Here is a 19,842-nt window from a genome sequence, read left to right as displayed (position 1 = left end):
AGCAAATAGTGATCAGACCGGGCTGGCGAATTTATCCAGCAATGCCTTGGCAGCAGGCCCTGACGAAGCTGGGTTTTGCCCTGTAATCAACAGACCATCACTCAGTACATAAGGCTGCCAGTTAGCAACCTGCGAATAGTTGCCACCGTTTTTCCTGAGCATGTCTTCCACCAGAAAGGGAACCACATCCACCAGGCCAGCTTCTTGTTCTTCAGTATTGCTAAAGCCTGTTACTTCCTTGCCTGCGACGACCGATACACCTTCTGGTGTCTTCACGTGACGCAAAACGCCAGGTGCATGGCACACCAGGGCGACGGGCTTGCCCGCAACCAGCATATCCTGTATGAGGGCAATGGAAGATGCATCTTCTGCCAAGTCCCACAGGGGCCCGTGGCCACCTGGGTAAAACAGGGCATCGAAGTCACTGGCAGATACCTCGCTGAGCTTACGCGTTGCTGCCAGTGCCGCCTGCGCCCCGATATCGGCCTTGAAGCGTTTTGTATATTCTGTTTGTGATGCGGCATCATCGCTTTTGGGGTCAACCGGTGGTTGCCCGCCCAGCGGGGACACCAGTGTGATCTTTGCACCCGCATCCTCGAATACATAATAGGGGGTGGCAAATTCTTCCAGCCAGAAACCAGTTTTTTTACCGGTGTCACCCAGTTTGTCGTGCGAAGTCAATATCATCAGTACGTTCATGCCAGCTCCAGTATGCGGTAACAGTCAGGGTATGCATGCGCAGCATATCTGCCCATCTGCATCTCAAGACACTGTTACTGGTTGTACGCGCAAATACGACTGATCTCAGTGCGATAGCGAACATTTGCCTTGTCAATGATATGCTGGCTGTCATACACGGTATTCACCCTTCATGGAAGGAACACGGGACATGCAGGAACTCATTTTTACCGGTGGTGCGCACATAGGCTGGATGAATGCCTCATGGCCATTCGCCAGACTCAATATTTCTTCAAAGCGGCTCTTGCTCAATTCTTTTGGCCGCTATGAGTTCAGCCCTGAGCAAATCGTGTCGCTGGAACCGTACGGTGTAATACCGGTGCTCATGAGCGGCATACGTATCCATCATTGTCATCCACAATATCCTGAACGCATGATTTTCTGGTGCATAGGCAACCGCGACAAGACATTGATGCGCATCGCCCAAAGCGGTTTTCTGCCTGCACATAAAGTCAGGGCAAAGCCGGCTGGACTGGCAATACGATGGGAGATCAGTACCGCCGTATTCCTGCTATGGGCAGCCATGTTTTTCCTGGATACGCAATTCCATATCAGCCGTGGTGGCGAAGATGGCCCAGGTCTGTTGCGCCTGATATCGCTGCTGGCTGTGTTTGCATTTTCCACTGCTGCACGCACGTCCGGCAGTGTTCAGGAAAGGATACTAAACCCGGGGCATCAGTATGGAGAAATCAAACCCCAGTTACGCTTTTTGCAGTGGACATCAGGCATATGCTCACTCGTATATGGGCTTGTGTATTTACTGGGGTTTCATCGGGTGATGTGAGGGTTTTTTCTGATTGCGAAGTGTCAGCAAGTGGCGAAATAGCGTTCATCCAAAGAGTGCATTGATGAGATTTTTCTGCTTTCACGAAATAGTTTAACCCTGCTCAAGACCATTGCGGTAACGAGCGTAGGTGTAATTATGCAAGATCAGGAACGCGCGCGAAACAAATCAGGCGTATGCCGCTTCCAGATTTCTGTTTCCTCTTCGTCTGGCAAGCCCCGCAGGTTTTGCCAGTTTGGTGAAGAAACCCATTCTATGCATGTTTCGAGCATAGACGGTATCGAATGAAAATACATATCGATGCCTTGAAATACGCGGATAATGGGATGCTCCATCGATGCGCCAAAAAGATGAGCGCCGCACGCCACCACATCCCATGAACCTTGAAATGCGGAGATGGGTAGGCAACTCTTCAGGTCCACCAAATCTTGCTCCAATGTCGAATAAATACCATAGGTTTCCTGAATACTTTTGTATTCCGACACTGCATTCTGAAGCGAAATAAAATTATTATCGCGGAAACATAGGTTTCTGTGCAGTTCGAGATCATCTTCGTCGATATGCCCATTCGCCCATTGGTAAAGCTCAATGACATCATCCGGCACAATAATATTCAGAGGCGCCACAATTTCCAGGATTTCTGTCGTGCTAAGGCCAGGTCGCAGGTTTTCTCTCACCGCTACCCCTTTTGCTTCATAGGCGTCTGCCAATTGATTACATAATTCAGTGATGGTGAGCATGTTGAAGGTCAGTTCATTGTAAAAAGCCATCAGTAAAAAAACATGGGCATTGCCCATGCTTTTTATCCAATTACTGTTTATTCCTGCGTCAGAATCTGGCGCAGCGCCCCTTCAAATACTTCTGGCGGCTGGCCTCCTGAAATCAGGTGGCGCTGGTTAATGATGACAGCCGGTACCGAATTAATGCCTTGCTGATGATAGTAAGTCTCTGTCTCACGTACCTCGGCAGCATAGGCGTCAGATGCGAGGATGCGTGCGGCCTCTGCCGTATCCAGCCCCACCTCACCCGCTACCCGCAGCAATACCTCGTGCGAAGCCGGGCTTTCACCTTTACTGAAATACAGTTCAAACAGTGCTACCTTCAGCGCATGCTGACGCCCCTGCGTTTCTGCCCAATGCAGCAAACGGTGTGCATCGAAAGTATTATAAATACGGCTGCGCGCAGCCATATTGAACTCAAACCCCAGCTCTGCGCCACGGGCACGTATCATTTCGCGGTTCTTGGTAGTCTGTTCCTGCGTCGCGCCATATTTTTCTGCCAGATGATCAGCGATGTCCTGACCTTCCGGCCCCATCTTGGGATTTAATTCAAAGGGCTGGAAGTGCAGTTGCACTTTGGCATCATCACCCACACGCTGTATGGCTTGCTCAAGCGATTTGAGACCGATGATGCACCAAGGGCAAGACACGTCTGATACAAAGTCTATCCTGATTTCTTCACTCATTTTTAAATCCTTCCGCTGCCTGCTTTTCTGTCGCAGCTATCAAATGTATGACTATGCATATGAGCACTTTATCAGGCAATTCAAGTGGCTGCTGCCAGATGCTGCGGCGCTGCTTCCACCTGACTTTCACATCATGTAGCTTAATCAGGGTTCCGACTAGCGCTGACGCTCCTTCTCCCACAAAACATCACTCCCCCCCGCATACCTGTTCAACACCCGCGACAACACAAACAATAAATCTGACAGGCGGTTCATGTATTGCCTTGGCGCTTCGTTGATGGTTTCGGCGGCGCCTACGCTGACGATCGCGCGTTCGGCGCGGCGGCAAACGGTGCGGCAGACGTTGGCGATGGCAGCGGCGCGTGAACCGCCGGGCAGGATGAAGTCTTTCAGCGGTGGCAGGTCGGCATTGTATTTTGCCAGCAGGTCGTCAAGGCGGGTGACCTGGGTGTCGGTGATCATGGTGTAGCCGGGTATGCACAATTCGCCCCCCATGTCGAACAGGTCATGCTGTATCGAGACCAGTTCATGTTTCATCTGACCAGGAATGTCTTCACACAGCAAGACGCCGATCTGAGAATTGAGTTCATCCACATCACCCATGGCGTGTACACGCAATGCGTCTTTGGCGACGCGGGTACCATCACCCAGGCCGGTAGTGCCGGCATCACCGGTACGTGTTGCGATTTTTGAGAGTCGATTGCCCATGATTAATAAAAGAAAGAGAGAAGCTTGAAAGGATACGGCAAAACCGGCACTGACGCGCTACATACAATACGTCGCATTTAAATGTCCCCTGCCATGCCGGATCATTGAGCTGCATTATTGCTTTGAGGTCATTGATTGAATATAATTTAACAATGACACTTACACAATTATTTTCTGATATCCGCACTTCTTATATTGCCTTGCTGGCGGCGGCTGCCGCAAATGGCAATACCCATGTAGAACCAGCTTACCGCGATGCCTATGGTGCACTGGCTGTGGAGGGTAGCCCGGCATTGCCCTGTCGTGCCGACCTGATCGCGGTAGACGGTGAATTTGCGGGGCAGTCTTACACGGTAGATGCCAAAACCCAGCTGGAATTTGCGCAGGTCATTTTTCCGCTGTCATCGACAGAAGTGCGCATCTCCCCCTTCACCTGGGACTGGATGCCGGTCCAGGTCAGCGGGCTGGAGAAAGAGACTGCCGACGCGACGCTGGCTAAATGGTTCATGTCCTGGTTTGATGGCGAAGACCAGAACCAGAAAAATGCAGATGGTCTGTATGGCGTTGTCCACTTCATGTCTGCTGTCAGCGAAGAAGAAAATGGCTTGCAGTTAAGCATCGATCTTGGCTCTGTGACTGAAGCTGCGGTGGAAGACCTGCTGATACGCCTCGCCGATGCAAAGGCCGCGGCAATATATCTGGGTTAAGTTTCAGGGTGGCAGGTTTGCCACCAAAATTTTAAATCCTGCAAGATGTGGAAAGCTTGCGGCAAAATCTGCCTGAACACAGCATAATAGAGGCCACACGATCAGTATGGACCTCATCATGAATCATCCTGCCATTTTGGCACGTGCCAGAAAACCCTTGCCCGCCGGTTTGCTGCACGCGCTGCAAAACCTGCTGGAAGACCGTTGCAGCACCGCCCAGGCTGTGCGTGACCATCATGGCCGCGATGAATCTTCTTATGATGCCATGCCGCCAGAAGCCGTGGTATTTGCCCAGAGCACCGAAGAAGTGGCCGCCATCATGCAGTTATGCCATCAGCATGAAGTACCGGTTATCCCTTATGGTGCGGGTTCATCGCTGGAAGGGCATATCCTGGCCCTGCACGGTGGCGTGACAATTGATCTGTCACAAATGAATAATATGGTCGCCGTGCATGCCGAAGACCTGACTGCAACAGTGCAGGCTGGCGTCACGCGCAAGCAATTGAACCTGGAAATACGCGATACCGGATTGTTCTTCCCTATCGACCCTGGTGCCGATGCCAGCCTGGGTGGCATGGCAGCAACGCGTGCATCAGGCACCAATGCCGTGCGCTATGGCACCATGCGTGAAAATGTCATGGCGCTGACAGTGGTGACGGCTGACGGACGCATCATACGCACAGGTTCCCGCGCAAAAAAATCATCTGCCGGTTACGACCTGACGCGCGTGTTTGTTGGCAGCGAAGGCACACTGGGTATCATCACTGAAGTGACCGTCAAACTTTATCCTTTGCCAGAAGCGATTTCAGCGGCGGTATGCAGCTTTCCTGACAATGCCGATGCGGTCAACACCGTCATCCAGACCATACAGATGGGCGTACCCATCGCACGCGTAGAATTTCTCGATGCCAACGGCGTGCGTGCCATCAATGCGCATGACAAGCTGAACCTGCCTGTCAAACCCTTATTGCTGTTTGAGTTTCATGGCAGCGAATATGGCGTGAAAGAACAGGCTGAACTGGTGCAGGATATTGCCGCCGCCAATGGGGCTGGTGATTTTGAATGGGCCACCAGGCCAGAAGACCGTTCACGCCTGTGGGCAGCGCGCCACAATGCCTATTTTGCGCTGTTGCAATTGCGGCCTGGTTCACGCGCCATTTCCACCGATTGCTGCGTACCGATTTCACGCCTGGCGGAATGCATCAGCGAAACCCAGATTGATTGTGAAAATCACGGCATTACCTATTCCATCATCGGCCATGTCGGTGATGGCAATTTCCATGTGCTGATGCTGGTCGATGCTGGCAATGCAGAAGAAATTGCGACAGCCGAAGCAATCAACCAGCGCATGGTCAGCCGCGCCATTGCGATGGATGGCACCTGTACGGGTGAACATGGCGTAGGCATACACAAGATGCATTTTTTGATCGAAGAACATGGTGCGGATGCAATCCACATGATGCGTTTGCTGAAACAGGCGTTTGATCCAAAAAATATTTTAAACCCGGGCAAAATCATTGCGTGGGATGAAGCAGGACAATAAATCAGGATCGTATTCACATTACCGTGGAAGACCTTTCACCACAGAGACACAGAGAAACTCTTCTATTTTTGTTCTCCATGTCACTTGCGATTGCTTACCCAGTGAATGAATACGCTGACTAAAAATTTATCAGGAAAAGTATGGCAACACGATTACCACCGGTACACGCCCTGTCAGCCTTTGAGGCGGCTGCCCGTCACAGTTCTTTTGCCGTGGCGGCAGAGGAATTATGCATAACCCCGTCGGCGCTGTCGCACCGCATACGCTTGCTGGAAGAACATTTGTGCGAACGTGTATTTGTGCGCGAAGGCCGCAGCGTGACGCTGACAGAGTTTGGCCGCCGTTACCTCGATGTGGTGCGAGTGGCCTTGCGTACTTTGTCTGATTTCCCGCTGCCGAACAAGATCACGCAAAGCCAGCTGCGCGTGAAGGTGACCGTGCCGCCGACATTTGCGCGCTATATGTTCATGCCGCACCTGGCGAGCTTTACCAGCCAGCACCCGGATATAGAAATCGAAGTTTACCTGTTCGTGCCGCTCTACGATTTAAGCCTGTCAGAAAGCGATGTGGAAATCCGCTTTGGTGCTGGAGAATACCCCAACCTGGTGACGAAGAAATTATTTGTCGAACCCAGTTTCGTGGTTGCCAGCCCCGATTACCTGAAAACCCTGCCAGCAATCAGAACCCCGGCAGATTTGCGCCATGCCAAACTCTTGCGTTCGGCGCTGGAACCCTGGCAGCCGTGGTTTGAAGTGGCCGGTCTTGACTGGCCAGAACCTACCAGCGGCTTGCGCGTGGATGATCTTGGCTTGCTGCTGGAAGCCGTCAAACACGGCCACGGCATCGGCCTGACGCGCCAGCAATTTGCACAGGACATGATCAACGCCGGTGAGGTCGTCAGGGTATTTGACACTCAACTGGCCAGCCCGCCGCATGCGTATTATCTTGTGCATGAAGCGCAGGCAAATATACGACCAGAGGTGCAATTGTTCATAGACTGGATGCAGGCGACTTATCAGCAGGTGTAACGGCAAGTAGATTGGTTAATGCAAGTTGGATAACGTAGGTTTGGCTACGGGTTATCAGCCCAACACTGAGCCAGTGACAAATAAGTACATTCGCAATGATAACGGCCTGTTGAATTGTAGAAAAAATACACAACGGTCACGGCTTTATGTTTGATGCATCGCGTGTTGATACGCCAAGTGTTGGGCTGGTAACCCGTAGCCCAACCTACAAACTTCGCTCAACTTACGGCCTTCCTAGCCAAGCTTCCACCTACACCACCAACACCGGCGCAATCTGCCTTTGCAGGGCCAGCCATTTATCCAACGGCATGGGGCGGGCGAACAAGAAGCCTTGCATGGATGCACAGCCATTGGCGATCAAAAATTCTGCCTGCTCTTTGGTTTCCACGCCTTCCGCCACGACACGCAAACCCAGGTGGGATGCCATCGATAAAATGGATTGCACAATCGCCGTGCCATTGGCATCGCCTGGCGTATCCTGCACGAAGCTCTTGTCGATTTTAAGTTCATACAGCGGCAGGCGTTTGAGGTAAGCGAGGCTGGAATAGCCCGTGCCAAAATCATCAATCGAAAAACGTATACCGAGCGCAGTCAGTTCATGCATACGGCTAATGGTGTCTTGCAGGTTGTCGATGAGCAGGCCTTCGGTTACTTCAAAAATCAGGCGGTCTGGCGGTGCGCCTGTGTATTGCAGGATGCGTTTCACCTTTTCAACAAAATCGACCTGGCGGAATTGCTTGGGGCTGACATTAACAGACAGCGGCAAGGGCCAGCCAGCCACATCAAGTTGCAGCAAGGCCAGGCAACCCTGTTCCATGACCCAATCGCCCAGGCGTACTATCATGCCAGATTCTTCTGCCACGGGAATGAAGACGGCAGGCGAAATAGGGCCGCGTTCAGGATGGGTCCAGCGCATCAGCATTTCACCACCGACGGGTTTGCCGAGGCGGTCAACCTGCGCCTGTATATGCATTTGTAGTTGGCCGCCTGAGATGGCTTCACCCAGTTCGCGCTCCAGTGTCAGCCTTTCTTCGACTTCGCTTTGCATGCCGGTTTCGTAAAAAGCGATCTGATTGCGGCCGCAGGTTTTGGCGCGATACATGGCGGTATCGGCCTCGCGCAATAAATCATGCGGGCTCTGGTTATCACGCGGCAGCAGGGTAATGCCTATGCTGCAAGTAGTGTTGTACTGCAAGCCATCAATTTCAAAAAACTGCGAGATCGAACTGCGGATTTTTTCTGCCACCGCCTGCGCTGCGTGCGCGCCATTGGCGACATCGCTGGAGATATTGCTGGAGATATTGCTGAGTAGGACGACAAATTCATCCCCCCCCATGTGGGCCACGGTATCGACTTCACGCAGGGAGTGATTGAGTCTTTGCGCTACCTGCACCAGCAAGGCGTCTCCCACGGCATGGCCACGCGCATCATTGATGTATTTGAAATGGTCAAGATCAATGAACAGTGCAGCGCAGATCATGTTGCTGCGTCTGGCTGTCGCCAACAAAATACCCATGCGGTCAAGCAGCAGACGGCGGTTGGGCAAACCGGTCAGCACATCGAAATAGGCTAGGCGGTGTATATGTTCCTGCGCCTTTTTACGTTCACTGATGTCGCGCCCGGTGGCCACCCAGTGCGCATAGTGGCCATCATCATTGATGAGGGGTACCACATCGGCTTCCATCCAGAACTCGCTACCGTCACGGGTATAGCAGATCAGTTCAACATGCACCGATACGCAGTTGCGCAGGGCCTTGCTAAGGCGTTCAAGTTCTTCTGGCTGGGTACGTGGCCCCTGCAAAAACACGGGTGACTTGTCGAGTACATCGATGCTGTTATAACCAGTCTGGCGCACGAAGGCATCATTGACGAAGACGATTTTTAACCGTTGTTTGCCGACGGCATCGGCATCGACCTGTATGATCATGACGATGTCATTCAGGCGCGCCACTGCAGCCACGATCAGGCGCAATTCTTCATTGGCAGCGCGCAATGAAGACTGGCCATGTTGCAATGAGGCAGTAGTCACTTTTTGTTGTTCCAGCGAGCTATCCAGTCTTTGCAGCAAGACACCGCAAGAGATAGACATGACGGCAGCAATAAAAGTGAAATTGATAGTGACAATCACCAATCGCAAAAACGGACTGGAATCAAAACCATAGACATGCAGATTGGCGTTGGATAAATAACCTGCCACCAACAGGCTGATGGCTGACAGCAGCAAGGCATGCATGGCCTGGCGGGTATTGAGCAGCAAGGAAGTCAACACCGGGAAGGCCATCAGATAAATCAGCCCCGTCAGACCAACCTTGATCAAAAACCAGATACCGAGCAGATACAGCAACAAAAGAAAATTCCAGGCGCGCTGTTCGAAAGACATCAAAGGCACACGCCAGATGGCAGCCACCCACAGCAGGGCGAAAATATCAACCACCACGACTGACCACAGCCCCTCACTGATAGCCAGCACAATACTGGGAATGGCCGTGGCAATACCCAGCACCAGCACGAAAAACAGGATGGCCGACAGCACTTGCTCGCGCCACTGATGAGTACCATTCAGTGGCGACGACGAAGCATGATAGTTTTTACGGATGAATTGAAAAACAGTCACGGGTGCTGTCCTTCTGTGATCAGTCCTCAGAGCTGGCCAGACTCCATTTGCAAGCCAGAATAATAATACTATACCAACATTAACAGATTAAACAGAAATTAATTGCATCACGTTAAAATGCTTGGAATGCAAAAACTGCCTGATTCATTTATACACCGTTTTGGACCCAGCAAAACTTGCAAATTGCTTCAGAACAACAATGTCGCTTAATCAATCGACATTCTTGCCTGCTGATGCACACCACAGGGCAAACCATTGCTCACGGCTCAGTTGTATGCCGGTAGCACTGACGGCTTCGGCCACCGCAGTGATACGGCCAGAACCGGTCAGTACCAGAGGTTGGGATGGGTGTTGCAAGATCCAGGCAAGTGCAATCACGCTGGTGCTGACATTGAGTTCATCCGCAAGCTGTGCCAATACCTGGCTGACACGTTGGCCCTGCTCGCTTTGTTCTGCCAATGGACGTAACAGTTGACCGCCGGCCAGAGCTGACCAGATCATGGGCGCAACGCGCAGGCGCTGACACAGATCCAGCGTGCCGTCATGCAAGGGTTGCATGTGCAATAACGACAATTCAACCTGGTTGGTCACGAGCGGAAAACGTGACGCCAGCATCTCAAACTGGCTGCTGGTGAAATTGGACACGCCAAAATGCCTGACCTTGCCGGCTTCTTGCAGTTGCCGGAAGGCCGTCGCCATTTCATCAACATTCATGAGCGGGTCTGGACGGTGTATCAGCAACAAATCCAGCTGCTCTATCTGCATGGCGCGCAATGATTCTTCCACAGACGCAATGATATGTGCAGCGCTGGTATCGTAATGCTGCATACGATGCGCCGGACGATTTTCTGACGCCAGTTTGATGCCGCATTTGCTGACAAACTGGAATTTTTCGCGCAAGTGTGGTGCCAGCGCCAGTGCTTCACCCAGCAGGATTTCACTTTGATAATTTCCGTAAATGTCGGCCTGGTCGATGGTGGTCACTCCCAGCGCCAGCGCCTGTTCCAGAAATGTCACCCTTTGCTGTGGCGTCATATCCCAGCTGGCCAAACGCCATAAGCCAAGGACGATACGAGAAAATTCAGGGCCATTCGGTGAGATTTGCGAGCGTGGGCTGGTGGTCATTGTAGTCATTGCAGTCATTGTTGTAGCTGTTGTAGGGTAGAGATGAGTTCATCGCGCGTGGTATAGCCAGAGGCGATCATGTGCAGGGCTTCATTATGTACTACCAGCAATGCCGGAAAACCACCTATGCCCCAGCGCTGGGTTTGTTCGAAATCTTCACGCGCATCTGACATGGCCATGGGAGACACCAGGGTTTCGGTAAAGCTGGCAATATCAAAACTGCCTTCGCCCTCTGCCTTGTTGAGGGCGGTCACGGCAATATCGGCCAGCACGCCCGCATCGCAGACATCCTGCGCCTCAGCATAAAAGGCATGCTGTAAGGCATGAAACACGGCCAGCGTTGCACGCCCGGAAGCGTCGTCAGTCAAAGTGCGAGCGGTCACCACGGCGCGGCACGCAGGTTCGGTATCATAGATAAAACCTGGCTGCGACATGGCGCTACTGCTGAACGGCAGGCCGCTGCGTTCTGCCACATGCTGCCAGTGGCCCAATATGGTCGTGCGGGTGGCGTCATCCAGCACCTGCTTGTTGTAGGCGCGCAGACCACCCATGACCAGGTCAATCTTGGCATCCGGCAGAGTTTCAAGCAGGGCCAGCAATTCTGGCCCAAAGCCGTAACACCATGAGCATAAGGGGTCGGCAACGTAAATCAGGTGCGTCATAGCAATCTCGTAGGTGGCAGTCGATGCATCATTGTATAGAAACTTGAACATGGGCGCGGAAGCTTACGCAGTGATTGCCAATCGTCGCGGGCAATGCAATACTTGATATCCATTTCATCAAGATTCATCAACCTTCTTCAAAGAGATGCTTCGTTTCATCTCTTTGCGTCCTGTTCAGGAAGTCATATCAGGAAGTCAAACCGATGACCGTGCCAAGCTCCCAGCACTCGCTGCAACTACAGTATGAACAAAAGATGGCGTACTTTGAAGAACGCCTGCAAGCCTACCGTCAGGTCATAGGCGGCTGGCCGACCAGGCTGGTATCGGCAGAACAGGAACGTGAAATTCGTTTCTTATGGGAAAAAGATTATGCGCATGCCGCATCGCTGCTGCAAGAGCATGCTGGCGATATCGCCGTCCAGCTTGTGCTGGCTGACTTGCTGCGCATGGGGCATAACATCGGTATTGCCGACGCGGCCAAAAATGCAGATGCCCTGCTTGATACTATTTTTCAGGCCGATGAAGTCAATTTGAAAGCCATGCTGTGCCGCGCCAGCATGTATGTCTGCCTGCAGGCTGAACTGATGCCAGAAGCAGAAAGGCTATTTACCCGGCTGCTGGAAATTACTTACCCATATGTCGATCCGGAAGTCTATCAGGGTCTGGGTTTTGCCTGCCTGCACCAGAACAGGAATGAAGAAGCCATAGACTACTTTGGAAAGTATCTGAAGCTGGTACCGGCAAATGACAAGATCAGGGAATTGCTGGGCAAATTGCAGGCTGGAGAACGCGGGCAGTCCACGCATCATGCGGATGCTCGACTCCTGTCGACAAAACAGAATACACAGGTTTTTGAACGCATGAAACCCTGGTGGAAGTTATGGTGATGGTTTCTTTGTGATTGTAGTTGAAGACTGCACTAATGCCACTACCATACTGCCAATACCGCCAGGTTTTTGACTGCGCAGGAGCGACAGATTTTGCGCAGGCAATCAAACTCAAACACCTGACATGAAACATTAAAACCCATCCTAGGCCGGATACAAAGCCCCCAGCACTCTGCCACCTGCTGCGCCAGTGACATCTGCCAGATTACCCGGCAAACGCAAACAAAACCGCTGTGCCAGCCAGGCGAAGGCCAGGGCTTCTACCTGTTCTGGTGCGACACCCAATGCAGCCGTACTGCTGACCTGCGCGGCACTACCAACAGCCGTCAGCCGGCTTTGCAGCCTCTGCATGAGGTGGTGGTTGAAAGCCCCACCGCCGCAGATATAGACATGACTGGCTGTACTGGCATGGCGGCAAATATCGTTCGCCAGTGTCAACGCCGTAAATTCGCATAAAGTGGCTTGCACATCGACAGGCGCAGCAGCAGCAAAACCAGCCAGCTTCGCTTGCAACCAGGCGGGATGAAACAGGTCGCGGCCTGTGCTTTTGGGGGCAGGCAATTGCAAATAAGGCTCGGCCATCAGCACGTCAAGCAAGGCAGGTAACACCCTACCCTGCGCGGCCCAGTCACCATTTTCATCATAGGTTTTGGTATGGTGCTGGTGTATCCAGGCATCCATCAGTACATTCCCGGGGCCAGTATCAAAGCCTCGCGTACTGCCATCAGCGGCAAGGATGCTGATGTTGCTGATGCCGCCGATATTTGCCACCACGCTGCACACACCATTGCACCCAAACACAGCACGGTGGAAGGCCGGCACCAGCGGCGCGCCCTGGCCACCAGCGGCAATATCGCGGCTGCGGAAATCAGCAATCACGTCCAGCCCTGTCAGTTCGGCCAGCAAGGCCGGGTTATTGGTTTGACGTGTGTAACCCAGCTCTGGCCGGTGCCGTATCGTCTGGCCGTGTACACCCACGGCACGGATAGCGACCTCCGCAGCATTGGCCTGCAAGGCTTTGACGCAGTCGGCATAGCTGTGCGCCAGCGCATTGGCCAGCAGGGCTTCGTGATGCAACTCATTGTCGCTTGCCAGTTGCAGGCGCATGGCTTGCTGGCGTAATTCTGCGCTGAAAGCGATATAGGCAGTCGCCAGTATCTGCATGGGCTTGTCAGTTGTGATCATGTCGGGCAAGCCGACCAAGACACCATCGACACCATCGAGACTGGTACCCGACATCAGACCGATGTAGGCTACAGGTTTTGCTTGGTTTTTTACAGAATCAGACATTCCCATGCTCACTTCAATATCAAAAGACAGTGAGCAAGAGTATAAGTGAGCGCTGGTGCCAGATGGGCAGATTACAGGGCTTTGCTAAAAATTCTATTGTCGACTTTTTTCTGCCCATCCCGAGGGCGGTAGCACCAGTATCCTGATAGGTGAGGATAACTGGCAGACAGATAAAAAAAGGGCAGGGATATTTGCTATCCCTGCCCTTCGCATGCCTGCCTGTGAGACTTGCCGTGACAAGCTTAGGCCTTCATCATGAACGTGATGCCAGTTTCATCACTTCTGTCATGCGTTCAGGGTGCATGAGGTTGAAGCGATGGTTCATGTCACCGGCAAAGCCTTTGAAACGGTTCATTTCATTGGCGGCCAGTGGCGCGGCTTCTGTCATGTTGATGGACATCGGGTCACGTGCTTCATTATTAACACGGAATTCATAATGCAGATGAGGACCGGTAGACCAGCCTGTCGTACCGACATAACCGATGACATCACCCTGGCTGACCTTACTGCCCTTGTGTATGCCTGCGGCAAAGCGACTCATGTGTGCATAAGCAGTAGAATAGTTAGCCCAATGCTTGAGCACGACCAGGTTGCCATAGCCATTGCTGGGGGCTGCTGATTCAACCACACCATCAGCAGAAGCGCGGATAGGCGTGCCGGTAGCGGCTGCAAAATCCACGCCCTTGTGGGCTTTCCACTGACCAGAGATAGGATGGACGCGCATCGAGAAACCAGAAGACACGCGGGTAAATTCTATCGGTGACTTGAGGAAGGCTTTTTTCAACGATTTGCCATCAAAGGTGTAATAACCGCCCTTGCCGCCGGCTTCTTCAAACCAGGCTGCCTGGTACAGTTTGCCGGAATTGCTGAATTCACCAGCCAGCACACGACCAGTGCGAACGCGTTCACCGTTTTGCCAGAAGCTTTCGTAGACAATATTGAAATAGTCACCCTTTTGCAGGCGCTGGTAATCAACATTGGTTTCGAACATGCTCTTGATCTGTTCGGTCACGTTGTAGGGGATCAGGGCTTCATCGGCTGCCGGGTAGAAAGCAGTGCGGATAATGGCCGTTGCCATTTCTACACGCCTTTCCAGTTTGGCGCTGACATCTGACGATGTCAGCTTGCCGTTGTCATTACGGCTGATGACGATGTTCCTGACGGGTTTGTCCGGGCCTTCTGAGATTGTTGTTTGCAACCACTCCAGTTCACCTTCATCATTGGTTTTGACTGCCACGGTCTTGTCTGCTCTGAATTGCAGCATGCTACGGGCAATGCTATCTGACTTGATAAACTGGCTTGCTTCGTCGTCGTCAATGCCGACGCGCAGCAAAAATGCGCTTAAGGGTTCGCTGCTCTTGAATGTTGCTTCCCTGATAAATTTCTGCTCACCCGCTTCGAGTGCAGCAATCTGGTCATCCAGTTTAGGGAGTTCAAGTTCTTGTGAAATTTTCTTGACCGGGATGTCTGAGGCATCTGGTGCCAGCGGTGCGACGCTGACGGCGCCAAACGCACAAACCGCAAAGAAAAGTGCAGAAACCGAAACGATGCGCGAAATACGCGTGGTGCCGAACAACAGTCTGCTGCCAGAAGCTAAACGATGTAATTTATCTGATGGGCGCATGCAATAAGTTAAAATTGACTGTTTTTATCGAAAATTCAAGGTTGTTGTAGTGATTTCAGATTACGCTTAAGATGCGCAGAGCTGCAAGACTACCAACATGGTGACCGGGCTAAGTCATTGAAATCAATGAATATACCGGTATTTTAACCAACACCCAGAATTTGGCAAAACGCTGATTATGGATTCAGATTCAGAATTCGACCAGCGGTGTTACAAAAAATTTGACGCAAATTATAAAATGACTTCTGTACAAAATTCCAATTCCACCGACAGCAAAACCCTGCCTTTATCTGATGCGGTGCAGCATGCACTGGCCGTTACCAAACGCGGTGTTGATGAACTATTAATCGAATCCGAGTTCGCCCAAAAACTGGCGCGCAGCGAACAAAGCGGCCAGCCCCTGCGCATCAAGCTTGGCCTGGACCCGACTGCACCGGATTTGCATCTGGGGCACACCGTCGTATTAAACAAGATGCGGCAGTTGCAAGATCTAGGCCATACCGTGATTTTTTTGATTGGCGATTTCACATCCATGATCGGCGACCCGTCTGGCCGCAATGCCACCCGCCCGCCGCTGACACGCGAACAAATCGAAGACAACGCCCAGACTTACTTCAAGCAAGCTGCTCTGGTGCTGGACGCGGGCAAGACAGAAATACGCTACAACTCGGAGTGGTCTGACCCGCTGGGCGCACGCGGCATGATACAACTGTCATCGAAATACACCGTCGCCCGCATGATGGAACGTGATGATTTTACCAAGCGCTTCAAGGCAGGTACGCCCATTTCGGTGCATGAATTCTTGTACCCGCTGATGCAGGGCTATGATTCTGTCGCCCTGAAATCTGACCTCGAACTGGGTGGCACCGACCAGAAATTCAATCTGCTGGTAGGTCGTGAATTGCAAAAAGATTACGGACAAGAGCCACAATGTATTTTGACCATGCCCCTGCTCGAAGGCCTGGATGGCGTGGAAAAAATGTCGAAATCCAAGAACAACTACATCGCCATCACAGAACCAGCTAACACCATGTTCGCCAAGATCATGAGTATTTCTGACACGATGATGTGGCGTTATTACGAGCTGCTGTCTTTCTGCTCATTGGAGCAAATCGCTGCCTACAAAAAAGCCGTAGCTGAAGGCCAGAACCCGCGTGACATCAAGGTAGCGATTGCACAAGAAATCGTCACACGCTTCCACAACAAGCAGGCGGCAGAAGATGCGCTGGCAGATTTCGTCAATCGCTCCAAGGGTGGGATACCGGATGACGTGGCAGAAGTCACCATCAGCGGTGCGCCTTTGAGCATAGGTCAGTTATTGAAACAAACTAATCTGTGCGCATCGACAGGTGAAGGCATGCGCATGGTTGAGCAAGGTGGCGTGCGTATCGATTCTGTCGTTATTAGCGACAAGGGTTTGAAAGTTGAAGCTGGTACATTTGTGGTGCAGGTTGGTCGTCGCAAGTTTGCGAAAGTGACGTTGACAGCTTGATGTTTGAAATTCGTAGGTTGGGCTACGCTTCATCAGCCCAACACTGGGCCTCAACAACCGTATACTTCATTTAAACGCCGAGTGTTGGGCTGGTAAACCGTAGCCCAACCTACAATCTTGCCCAAGCCACGAGATTTCGCCCACGCGCTCTTCTCCCCTACCCCAAGCAACAAAACCAAACACATCCCCCATGATCGCCCTACTCCAAAGAGTCACTGAAGCCAAAGTCGTCGTCGATGGCAACACCATTGGTGCCATCCATGCCGGACTGATGGTACTGATCTGCGCCGAACGCGAAGACACTGAAAAACAGGCCGATGATTTATTGAAAAAATTATTGTCCTATCGCGTCTTTTCTGATGATGCTGGCAAGATGAACCGCAGCGTCACTGATGTGCAAGGCGGCTTGCTGCTGGTACCGCAATTCACGCTGGCGGCAGATACGAATTCCGGTACCCGCCCCTCGTTCACACCAGCTGCGACACCAGAACTGGGCAGGCAATTATTCGATTATTTTGTCGCCCAGGCGCGTAGCAGGCATGCACAGGTAGAAACCGGCAGCTTTGGTGCGGACATGAAAGTGTCACTGACCAATGATGGCCCGGTGACCTTCTGGCTCAAGACCAAGTAGACCAAATAAGCAAAACAAGAACATGAAACCCACAGAAATTTTATTGATACGCCACGGCGAAACCGCCTGGAATGCAGAACGCCGCTTACAAGGTCACCTCGATATCCCACTCAATGCCGAAGGTACACGCCAGGCCAAAGCACTGGCCTGGGCTTTACAAAATGAAAAACTGCACGCGATCGTCTCCAGCGATTTGCAACGCGCCGTACAAACCGCCGGCGAAATCGCCCGCCTGCAAGGCATCAGCACCCGCATAGACCAGGGCTTGCGTGAACGCTGTTTCGGTGGTTTTGAAGGCAAGCTATACAGCGAACTGCCCAGTCTGTTTCGTAAAGAATACAATGCTTGGCAAGCGCATGAACCCGATGCACAATTCCCGCCCGGTGAAAACGAGGGAGAAACCATACGCCAGTTCCACCAGCGTGTGATGGAGCATATACTGCATTACGCCAGGCAATTTGAAGGCAAGAAAATTGCCCTTGTCGCCCACGGCGGAGTATTGGAGTGCGCCTACCGCGCAGCCAAGGATTTACCCCTGCATGCACCACGCGAAGTGACTATCTACAACGCCAGCATCAATCGTTTTGAAGTCATGGGTAAGGAAATCAAACTGGTGCAATGGGGTGATATTGCGCATCTGGATGCCGACGGGCTGGATGAGATTAATCAGACCAAAATCGAAAAGCATTGATGTAACTCGACCGGAGCTGCAATCAGTTCAAAAATGAGAACGCACTAAGCTGCGCTCTACATAATTTAATTGTGCAAATGCCCGTTGCGAAGCAGGATAAGCGTTTCCTCTTCCGCATAGGGGGCATGCCCGGAATCAGGGTATAGTCTTTGCCAGCTTCCCGCACGATAAGTTCCGTTTTCGTCCATCAAGTTTCCTTTCAGCACAAAAATTTCTTCGCCATGTGGATGGCGATGAAATCGCATGCGTGTACCGGGTTGCCAAGAGACGAACATCAAGCGATGAGGGGATTGCGCCAAGATGGCGACCTGCATGCCTTTGGCACCGCCAGATACCCACTTGAGCTGGTCCGGCGAGATGACTTTATTTTCGCGAAAAATTTCCAAATGATCTCGGTAGGCAAACAATACGACACCTAGTGCACCGGCCCGCACACTCGGCATATCTTTACGATCTGAAGGCATATCTATATTCAAGAAAGTACCTTGACGGTAGACCCTTTCTCCATCGACGAGCTGGCCCTTGAGTACATAAAATTCGTGACGTAGTCGACTATCGATGGGCAATGCTGAATCGGCAGATAACTCGATGATACCTGCCCGGAAAGAATCATCTGGCAAGGTGAAATCAATATAAGCATTGACGTGGGGAAGTCTCTGATTCAAGTCATAGTGATTTAATCTGAATGCGTCCATCAGCCGCGGTCTCCCAACTTCGCGAAGACCAGTGAACTGATCGCAAGCAAGAGCACCACCAGCATGGCTGTAGGCAAATAACGCGTCGGGTCTTGTTTGCCCAAACATAGAATCACGGTATGTGCCAGAGCAGGTGCATGTACTGCACGCAGCCATGCCATCGCCAGCAATGCGACCCAGGTAGCAGCACCAACAAGAAGGATGGTCGGTGGTGAAATGGATTGACCTATTAACCCTGCACTTAAACAAATCAAGTGCGCAAGCAATAAGGTTCTGGGTGCTGTAAACGGCGACTTTTGCAGCATCACAAGCAGTACGCAGCTCGCGCTGAAAGGTGCGACCATCGCGGTCACGCCAGTGTAAAAACAGACTGTCATGAGCAGGCTTAACAGCAAGAAGCTTTTTAATGCGACCATTTTTATTTCAGATGCAGCCAAGCGTAACATGATCAAACTGCCGCTGTTTGTGTGATACGAGGGAAATCAAGTTCCGGCTTCGCCACATGATTGAAATAATTGGAGAACATATTGAGCGCGACATGGGCGATCATTTCGCCGATCTCGGCATCATTCCAACCAGTCTGTTTCAAGGCATTAAAATCGCTGTCACTGATGGCACCACGTTTGCTTATCAAGATCTGAACAAAGCGTAATGCCGCGCTTTCTTTGCCATCTATCGCCTGCCCGGCCCGAACCAAGTTCAACTCTTGTTCTGACATACCAATTTTAGCGCCACGAAAACTATGTGCCGCGACGCAATAGTCGCAGTCGTTCTCTACAGCGGTAAATAAAGCAATGCTTTCCATCATTTTCATCGATAGTCCGCCATTGGCGAGTACCCCACGAAACGCAAGATAAGCCTCCAGCGCAACTGGTGATTGCGCCATGGACCGATAGAGATTAGGAGTGCGCCCCAATTGTTTTTGGGTAGAAACCAACAACTCCCGTGCACGTCCGGCGCTGGTGGCGGGATCTAACGAAGCGATTCTTGTCATGACATTTCCTTTTGTTTATATGAGGTTTCGCCTGAATTTGAAGCGAACACCCAAATAATACAGATCTGTCTTATTTAAAACAAGACAGATCTGTATTATTTTTTAAAAGTGCGAAAAAAAACCGTTCGCGCCGAAACTGAACGGTTTTTCAAATTATGTTGAGA

General features: G+C 51.7%; 20 protein-coding genes. 8 read left to right on the top strand and 12 right to left on the bottom strand.

Annotation, left to right across the window (positions count from 1 at the left end; all coding sequences use genetic code 11):
• Positions 1-12: 12 nt before the first annotated feature.
• A complete protein-coding gene (locus ACO0LH_RS08685; protein WP_422940678.1) occupies positions 13-699 on the bottom strand; it encodes a type 1 glutamine amidotransferase domain-containing protein in 687 nt (228 codons plus the stop codon).
• A gap of 190 nt (positions 700-889) precedes the next feature.
• On the opposite strand from ACO0LH_RS08685, the gene ACO0LH_RS08680 reads away from it, so the two are divergent.
• Positions 890-1,522 carry a hypothetical protein gene (locus ACO0LH_RS08680; protein WP_422940677.1) on the top strand — a complete coding sequence of 211 codons (633 nt, stop codon included), beginning with the start codon at positions 890-892 and terminating at the stop codon, positions 1,520-1,522.
• A gap of 146 nt (positions 1,523-1,668) precedes the next feature.
• Here the strand turns inward: ACO0LH_RS08680 and ACO0LH_RS08675 are convergent, their stop codons facing one another.
• From ACO0LH_RS08675 to ACO0LH_RS08665, 3 genes are all read right to left on the bottom strand, one after another.
• A complete protein-coding gene (locus ACO0LH_RS08675; RefSeq protein ID WP_422940676.1) occupies positions 1,669-2,319 on the bottom strand; it encodes a hypothetical protein in 651 nt (216 codons plus the stop codon).
• A 20-nt stretch (positions 2,320-2,339) separates the two neighbouring features.
• The gene (locus ACO0LH_RS08670; RefSeq protein WP_422940675.1) at positions 2,340-2,987 is read right to left on the bottom strand and encodes a DsbA family oxidoreductase; all 648 of its coding nucleotides are present in this window, start codon (positions 2,985-2,987) and stop codon (positions 2,340-2,342) included.
• A gap of 156 nt (positions 2,988-3,143) precedes the next feature.
• Positions 3,144-3,695 carry a cob(I)yrinic acid a,c-diamide adenosyltransferase gene (locus tag ACO0LH_RS08665; protein WP_422940674.1) on the bottom strand — a complete coding sequence of 184 codons (552 nt, stop codon included), beginning with the start codon at positions 3,693-3,695 and terminating at the stop codon, positions 3,144-3,146.
• A 152-nt stretch (positions 3,696-3,847) separates the two neighbouring features.
• On the opposite strand from ACO0LH_RS08665, the gene ACO0LH_RS08660 reads away from it, so the two are divergent.
• The 3 genes from ACO0LH_RS08660 to ACO0LH_RS08650 all read left to right on the top strand — a co-directional run bounded on the left by ACO0LH_RS08660 (position 3,848) and on the right by ACO0LH_RS08650 (position 6,973).
• Positions 3,848-4,402 carry a hypothetical protein gene (locus ACO0LH_RS08660; RefSeq protein ID WP_422940673.1) on the top strand — a complete coding sequence of 185 codons (555 nt, stop codon included), beginning with the start codon at positions 3,848-3,850 and terminating at the stop codon, positions 4,400-4,402.
• A 118-nt stretch (positions 4,403-4,520) separates the two neighbouring features.
• The gene (locus ACO0LH_RS08655; protein WP_422940672.1) at positions 4,521-5,945 is read left to right on the top strand and encodes an FAD-binding oxidoreductase; all 1,425 of its coding nucleotides are present in this window, start codon (positions 4,521-4,523) and stop codon (positions 5,943-5,945) included.
• Positions 5,946-6,085: 140 nt separating this feature from the next.
• On the top strand, positions 6,086-6,973 hold the full coding sequence (locus tag ACO0LH_RS08650) for a LysR substrate-binding domain-containing protein (RefSeq protein WP_422940671.1): 888 nt from the start codon (positions 6,086-6,088) through the stop codon (positions 6,971-6,973).
• 250 nt (positions 6,974-7,223) lie between these two features.
• Here ACO0LH_RS08650 and ACO0LH_RS08645 read toward each other — a convergent pair whose 3' ends face one another.
• From ACO0LH_RS08645 to ACO0LH_RS08635, 3 genes are all read right to left on the bottom strand, one after another.
• Complete coding sequence (locus ACO0LH_RS08645; protein WP_422940670.1) at positions 7,224-9,587, bottom strand: putative bifunctional diguanylate cyclase/phosphodiesterase; 2,364 nt, start codon at positions 9,585-9,587, stop codon at positions 7,224-7,226.
• A 210-nt stretch (positions 9,588-9,797) separates the two neighbouring features.
• On the bottom strand, positions 9,798-10,721 hold the full coding sequence (locus ACO0LH_RS08640; RefSeq protein WP_422940669.1) for an aldo/keto reductase: 924 nt from the start codon (positions 10,719-10,721) through the stop codon (positions 9,798-9,800).
• A 5-nt stretch (positions 10,722-10,726) separates the two neighbouring features.
• Positions 10,727-11,374, bottom strand: coding sequence for a DsbA family protein (locus ACO0LH_RS08635; protein ID WP_422940668.1), 648 nt, complete (start codon positions 11,372-11,374; stop codon positions 10,727-10,729).
• Between the two features lie 203 nt (positions 11,375-11,577).
• On the opposite strand from ACO0LH_RS08635, the gene ACO0LH_RS08630 reads away from it, so the two are divergent.
• Complete coding sequence (locus ACO0LH_RS08630) at positions 11,578-12,261, top strand: tetratricopeptide repeat protein (RefSeq protein ID WP_422940667.1); 684 nt, start codon at positions 11,578-11,580, stop codon at positions 12,259-12,261.
• 144 nt (positions 12,262-12,405) lie between these two features.
• Here the strand turns inward: ACO0LH_RS08630 and ACO0LH_RS08625 are convergent, their stop codons facing one another.
• Both ACO0LH_RS08625 and ACO0LH_RS08620 read right to left on the bottom strand, forming a co-directional pair.
• On the bottom strand, positions 12,406-13,551 hold the full coding sequence (locus ACO0LH_RS08625; RefSeq protein WP_422940666.1) for an anhydro-N-acetylmuramic acid kinase: 1,146 nt from the start codon (positions 13,549-13,551) through the stop codon (positions 12,406-12,408).
• A gap of 253 nt (positions 13,552-13,804) precedes the next feature.
• The gene (locus ACO0LH_RS08620) at positions 13,805-15,175 is read right to left on the bottom strand and encodes a peptidoglycan DD-metalloendopeptidase family protein (protein ID WP_422940665.1); all 1,371 of its coding nucleotides are present in this window, start codon (positions 15,173-15,175) and stop codon (positions 13,805-13,807) included.
• 238 nt (positions 15,176-15,413) lie between these two features.
• Between ACO0LH_RS08620 and tyrS the strand changes: the two genes are divergently transcribed.
• From tyrS to ACO0LH_RS08605, 3 genes are all read left to right on the top strand, one after another.
• The gene (gene tyrS / locus ACO0LH_RS08615; protein WP_422940664.1) at positions 15,414-16,667 is read left to right on the top strand and encodes a tyrosine--tRNA ligase; all 1,254 of its coding nucleotides are present in this window, start codon (positions 15,414-15,416) and stop codon (positions 16,665-16,667) included.
• A gap of 190 nt (positions 16,668-16,857) precedes the next feature.
• Positions 16,858-17,298 carry a D-aminoacyl-tRNA deacylase gene (dtd, locus tag ACO0LH_RS08610; RefSeq protein WP_422940663.1) on the top strand — a complete coding sequence of 147 codons (441 nt, stop codon included), beginning with the start codon at positions 16,858-16,860 and terminating at the stop codon, positions 17,296-17,298.
• Positions 17,299-17,320: 22 nt separating this feature from the next.
• Positions 17,321-17,989 carry a histidine phosphatase family protein gene (locus ACO0LH_RS08605; RefSeq protein ID WP_422940662.1) on the top strand — a complete coding sequence of 223 codons (669 nt, stop codon included), beginning with the start codon at positions 17,321-17,323 and terminating at the stop codon, positions 17,987-17,989.
• A gap of 65 nt (positions 17,990-18,054) precedes the next feature.
• On the opposite strand, the gene ACO0LH_RS08600 is transcribed toward ACO0LH_RS08605, so the two are convergent.
• The 3 genes from ACO0LH_RS08600 to ACO0LH_RS08590 are packed head-to-tail and all read right to left on the bottom strand — an operon-like array spanning position 18,055 to position 19,678.
• On the bottom strand, positions 18,055-18,684 hold the full coding sequence (locus tag ACO0LH_RS08600) for a cupin domain-containing protein (protein ID WP_422940661.1): 630 nt from the start codon (positions 18,682-18,684) through the stop codon (positions 18,055-18,057).
• Positions 18,684-19,130, bottom strand: coding sequence for an HPP family protein (locus ACO0LH_RS08595; RefSeq protein ID WP_422940660.1), 447 nt, complete (start codon positions 19,128-19,130; stop codon positions 18,684-18,686). The genes ACO0LH_RS08600 and ACO0LH_RS08595 overlap by 1 nt, the downstream gene beginning before the upstream one ends.
• A gap of 2 nt (positions 19,131-19,132) precedes the next feature.
• The gene (locus tag ACO0LH_RS08590) at positions 19,133-19,678 is read right to left on the bottom strand and encodes a carboxymuconolactone decarboxylase family protein (RefSeq protein ID WP_422940659.1); all 546 of its coding nucleotides are present in this window, start codon (positions 19,676-19,678) and stop codon (positions 19,133-19,135) included.
• Between the last annotated feature and the right edge of the window lie 164 nt (positions 19,679-19,842).

Source organism: Undibacterium sp. TJN19 (genome assembly GCF_049339485.1).
GTDB lineage: Bacteria > Pseudomonadota > Gammaproteobacteria > Burkholderiales > Burkholderiaceae_D > Undibacterium.
Note: the sequence above shows the minus strand (reverse complement) of the source record. Positions and strands in the feature narration are given on the sequence as shown.

Excerpts from the sequence above, each read along its gene's own strand:
- ACO0LH_RS08650 (WP_422940671.1), top strand. The coding sequence starts at position 6,086 with ATGGCAACACGATTACCACCGGTACACGCCCTGTCAGCCTTTGAGGCG.
- ACO0LH_RS08670 (WP_422940675.1), bottom strand. The coding sequence starts at position 2,987 with ATGAGTGAAGAAATCAGGATAGACTTTGTATCAGACGTGTCTTGCCCT.
- ACO0LH_RS08675 (WP_422940676.1), bottom strand. The coding sequence starts at position 2,319 with ATGGGCAATGCCCATGTTTTTTTACTGATGGCTTTTTACAATGAACTG.
- ACO0LH_RS08640 (WP_422940669.1), bottom strand. The coding sequence starts at position 10,721 with ATGACTACAATGACCACCAGCCCACGCTCGCAAATCTCACCGAATGGC.
- ACO0LH_RS08600 (WP_422940661.1), bottom strand. The coding sequence starts at position 18,684 with ATGGACGCATTCAGATTAAATCACTATGACTTGAATCAGAGACTTCCC.
- ACO0LH_RS08590 (WP_422940659.1), bottom strand. The coding sequence starts at position 19,678 with ATGACAAGAATCGCTTCGTTAGATCCCGCCACCAGCGCCGGACGTGCA.
- ACO0LH_RS08605 (WP_422940662.1), top strand. The coding sequence starts at position 17,321 with ATGAAACCCACAGAAATTTTATTGATACGCCACGGCGAAACCGCCTGG.
- ACO0LH_RS08680 (WP_422940677.1), top strand. The coding sequence starts at position 890 with ATGCAGGAACTCATTTTTACCGGTGGTGCGCACATAGGCTGGATGAAT.
- ACO0LH_RS08655 (WP_422940672.1), top strand. The coding sequence starts at position 4,521 with ATGAATCATCCTGCCATTTTGGCACGTGCCAGAAAACCCTTGCCCGCC.
- ACO0LH_RS08665 (WP_422940674.1), bottom strand. The coding sequence starts at position 3,695 with ATGGGCAATCGACTCTCAAAAATCGCAACACGTACCGGTGATGCCGGC.
- ACO0LH_RS08625 (WP_422940666.1), bottom strand. The coding sequence starts at position 13,551 with ATGTCTGATTCTGTAAAAAACCAAGCAAAACCTGTAGCCTACATCGGT.
- ACO0LH_RS08620 (WP_422940665.1), bottom strand. The coding sequence starts at position 15,175 with ATGCGCCCATCAGATAAATTACATCGTTTAGCTTCTGGCAGCAGACTG.
- ACO0LH_RS08660 (WP_422940673.1), top strand. The coding sequence starts at position 3,848 with ATGACACTTACACAATTATTTTCTGATATCCGCACTTCTTATATTGCC.
- dtd (WP_422940663.1), top strand. The coding sequence starts at position 16,858 with ATGATCGCCCTACTCCAAAGAGTCACTGAAGCCAAAGTCGTCGTCGAT.
- ACO0LH_RS08635 (WP_422940668.1), bottom strand. The coding sequence starts at position 11,374 with ATGACGCACCTGATTTACGTTGCCGACCCCTTATGCTCATGGTGTTAC.
- ACO0LH_RS08685 (WP_422940678.1), bottom strand. The coding sequence starts at position 699 with ATGAACGTACTGATGATATTGACTTCGCACGACAAACTGGGTGACACC.
- ACO0LH_RS08630 (WP_422940667.1), top strand. The coding sequence starts at position 11,578 with ATGACCGTGCCAAGCTCCCAGCACTCGCTGCAACTACAGTATGAACAA.
- tyrS (WP_422940664.1), top strand. The coding sequence starts at position 15,414 with ATGACTTCTGTACAAAATTCCAATTCCACCGACAGCAAAACCCTGCCT.
- ACO0LH_RS08595 (WP_422940660.1), bottom strand. The coding sequence starts at position 19,130 with ATGTTACGCTTGGCTGCATCTGAAATAAAAATGGTCGCATTAAAAAGC.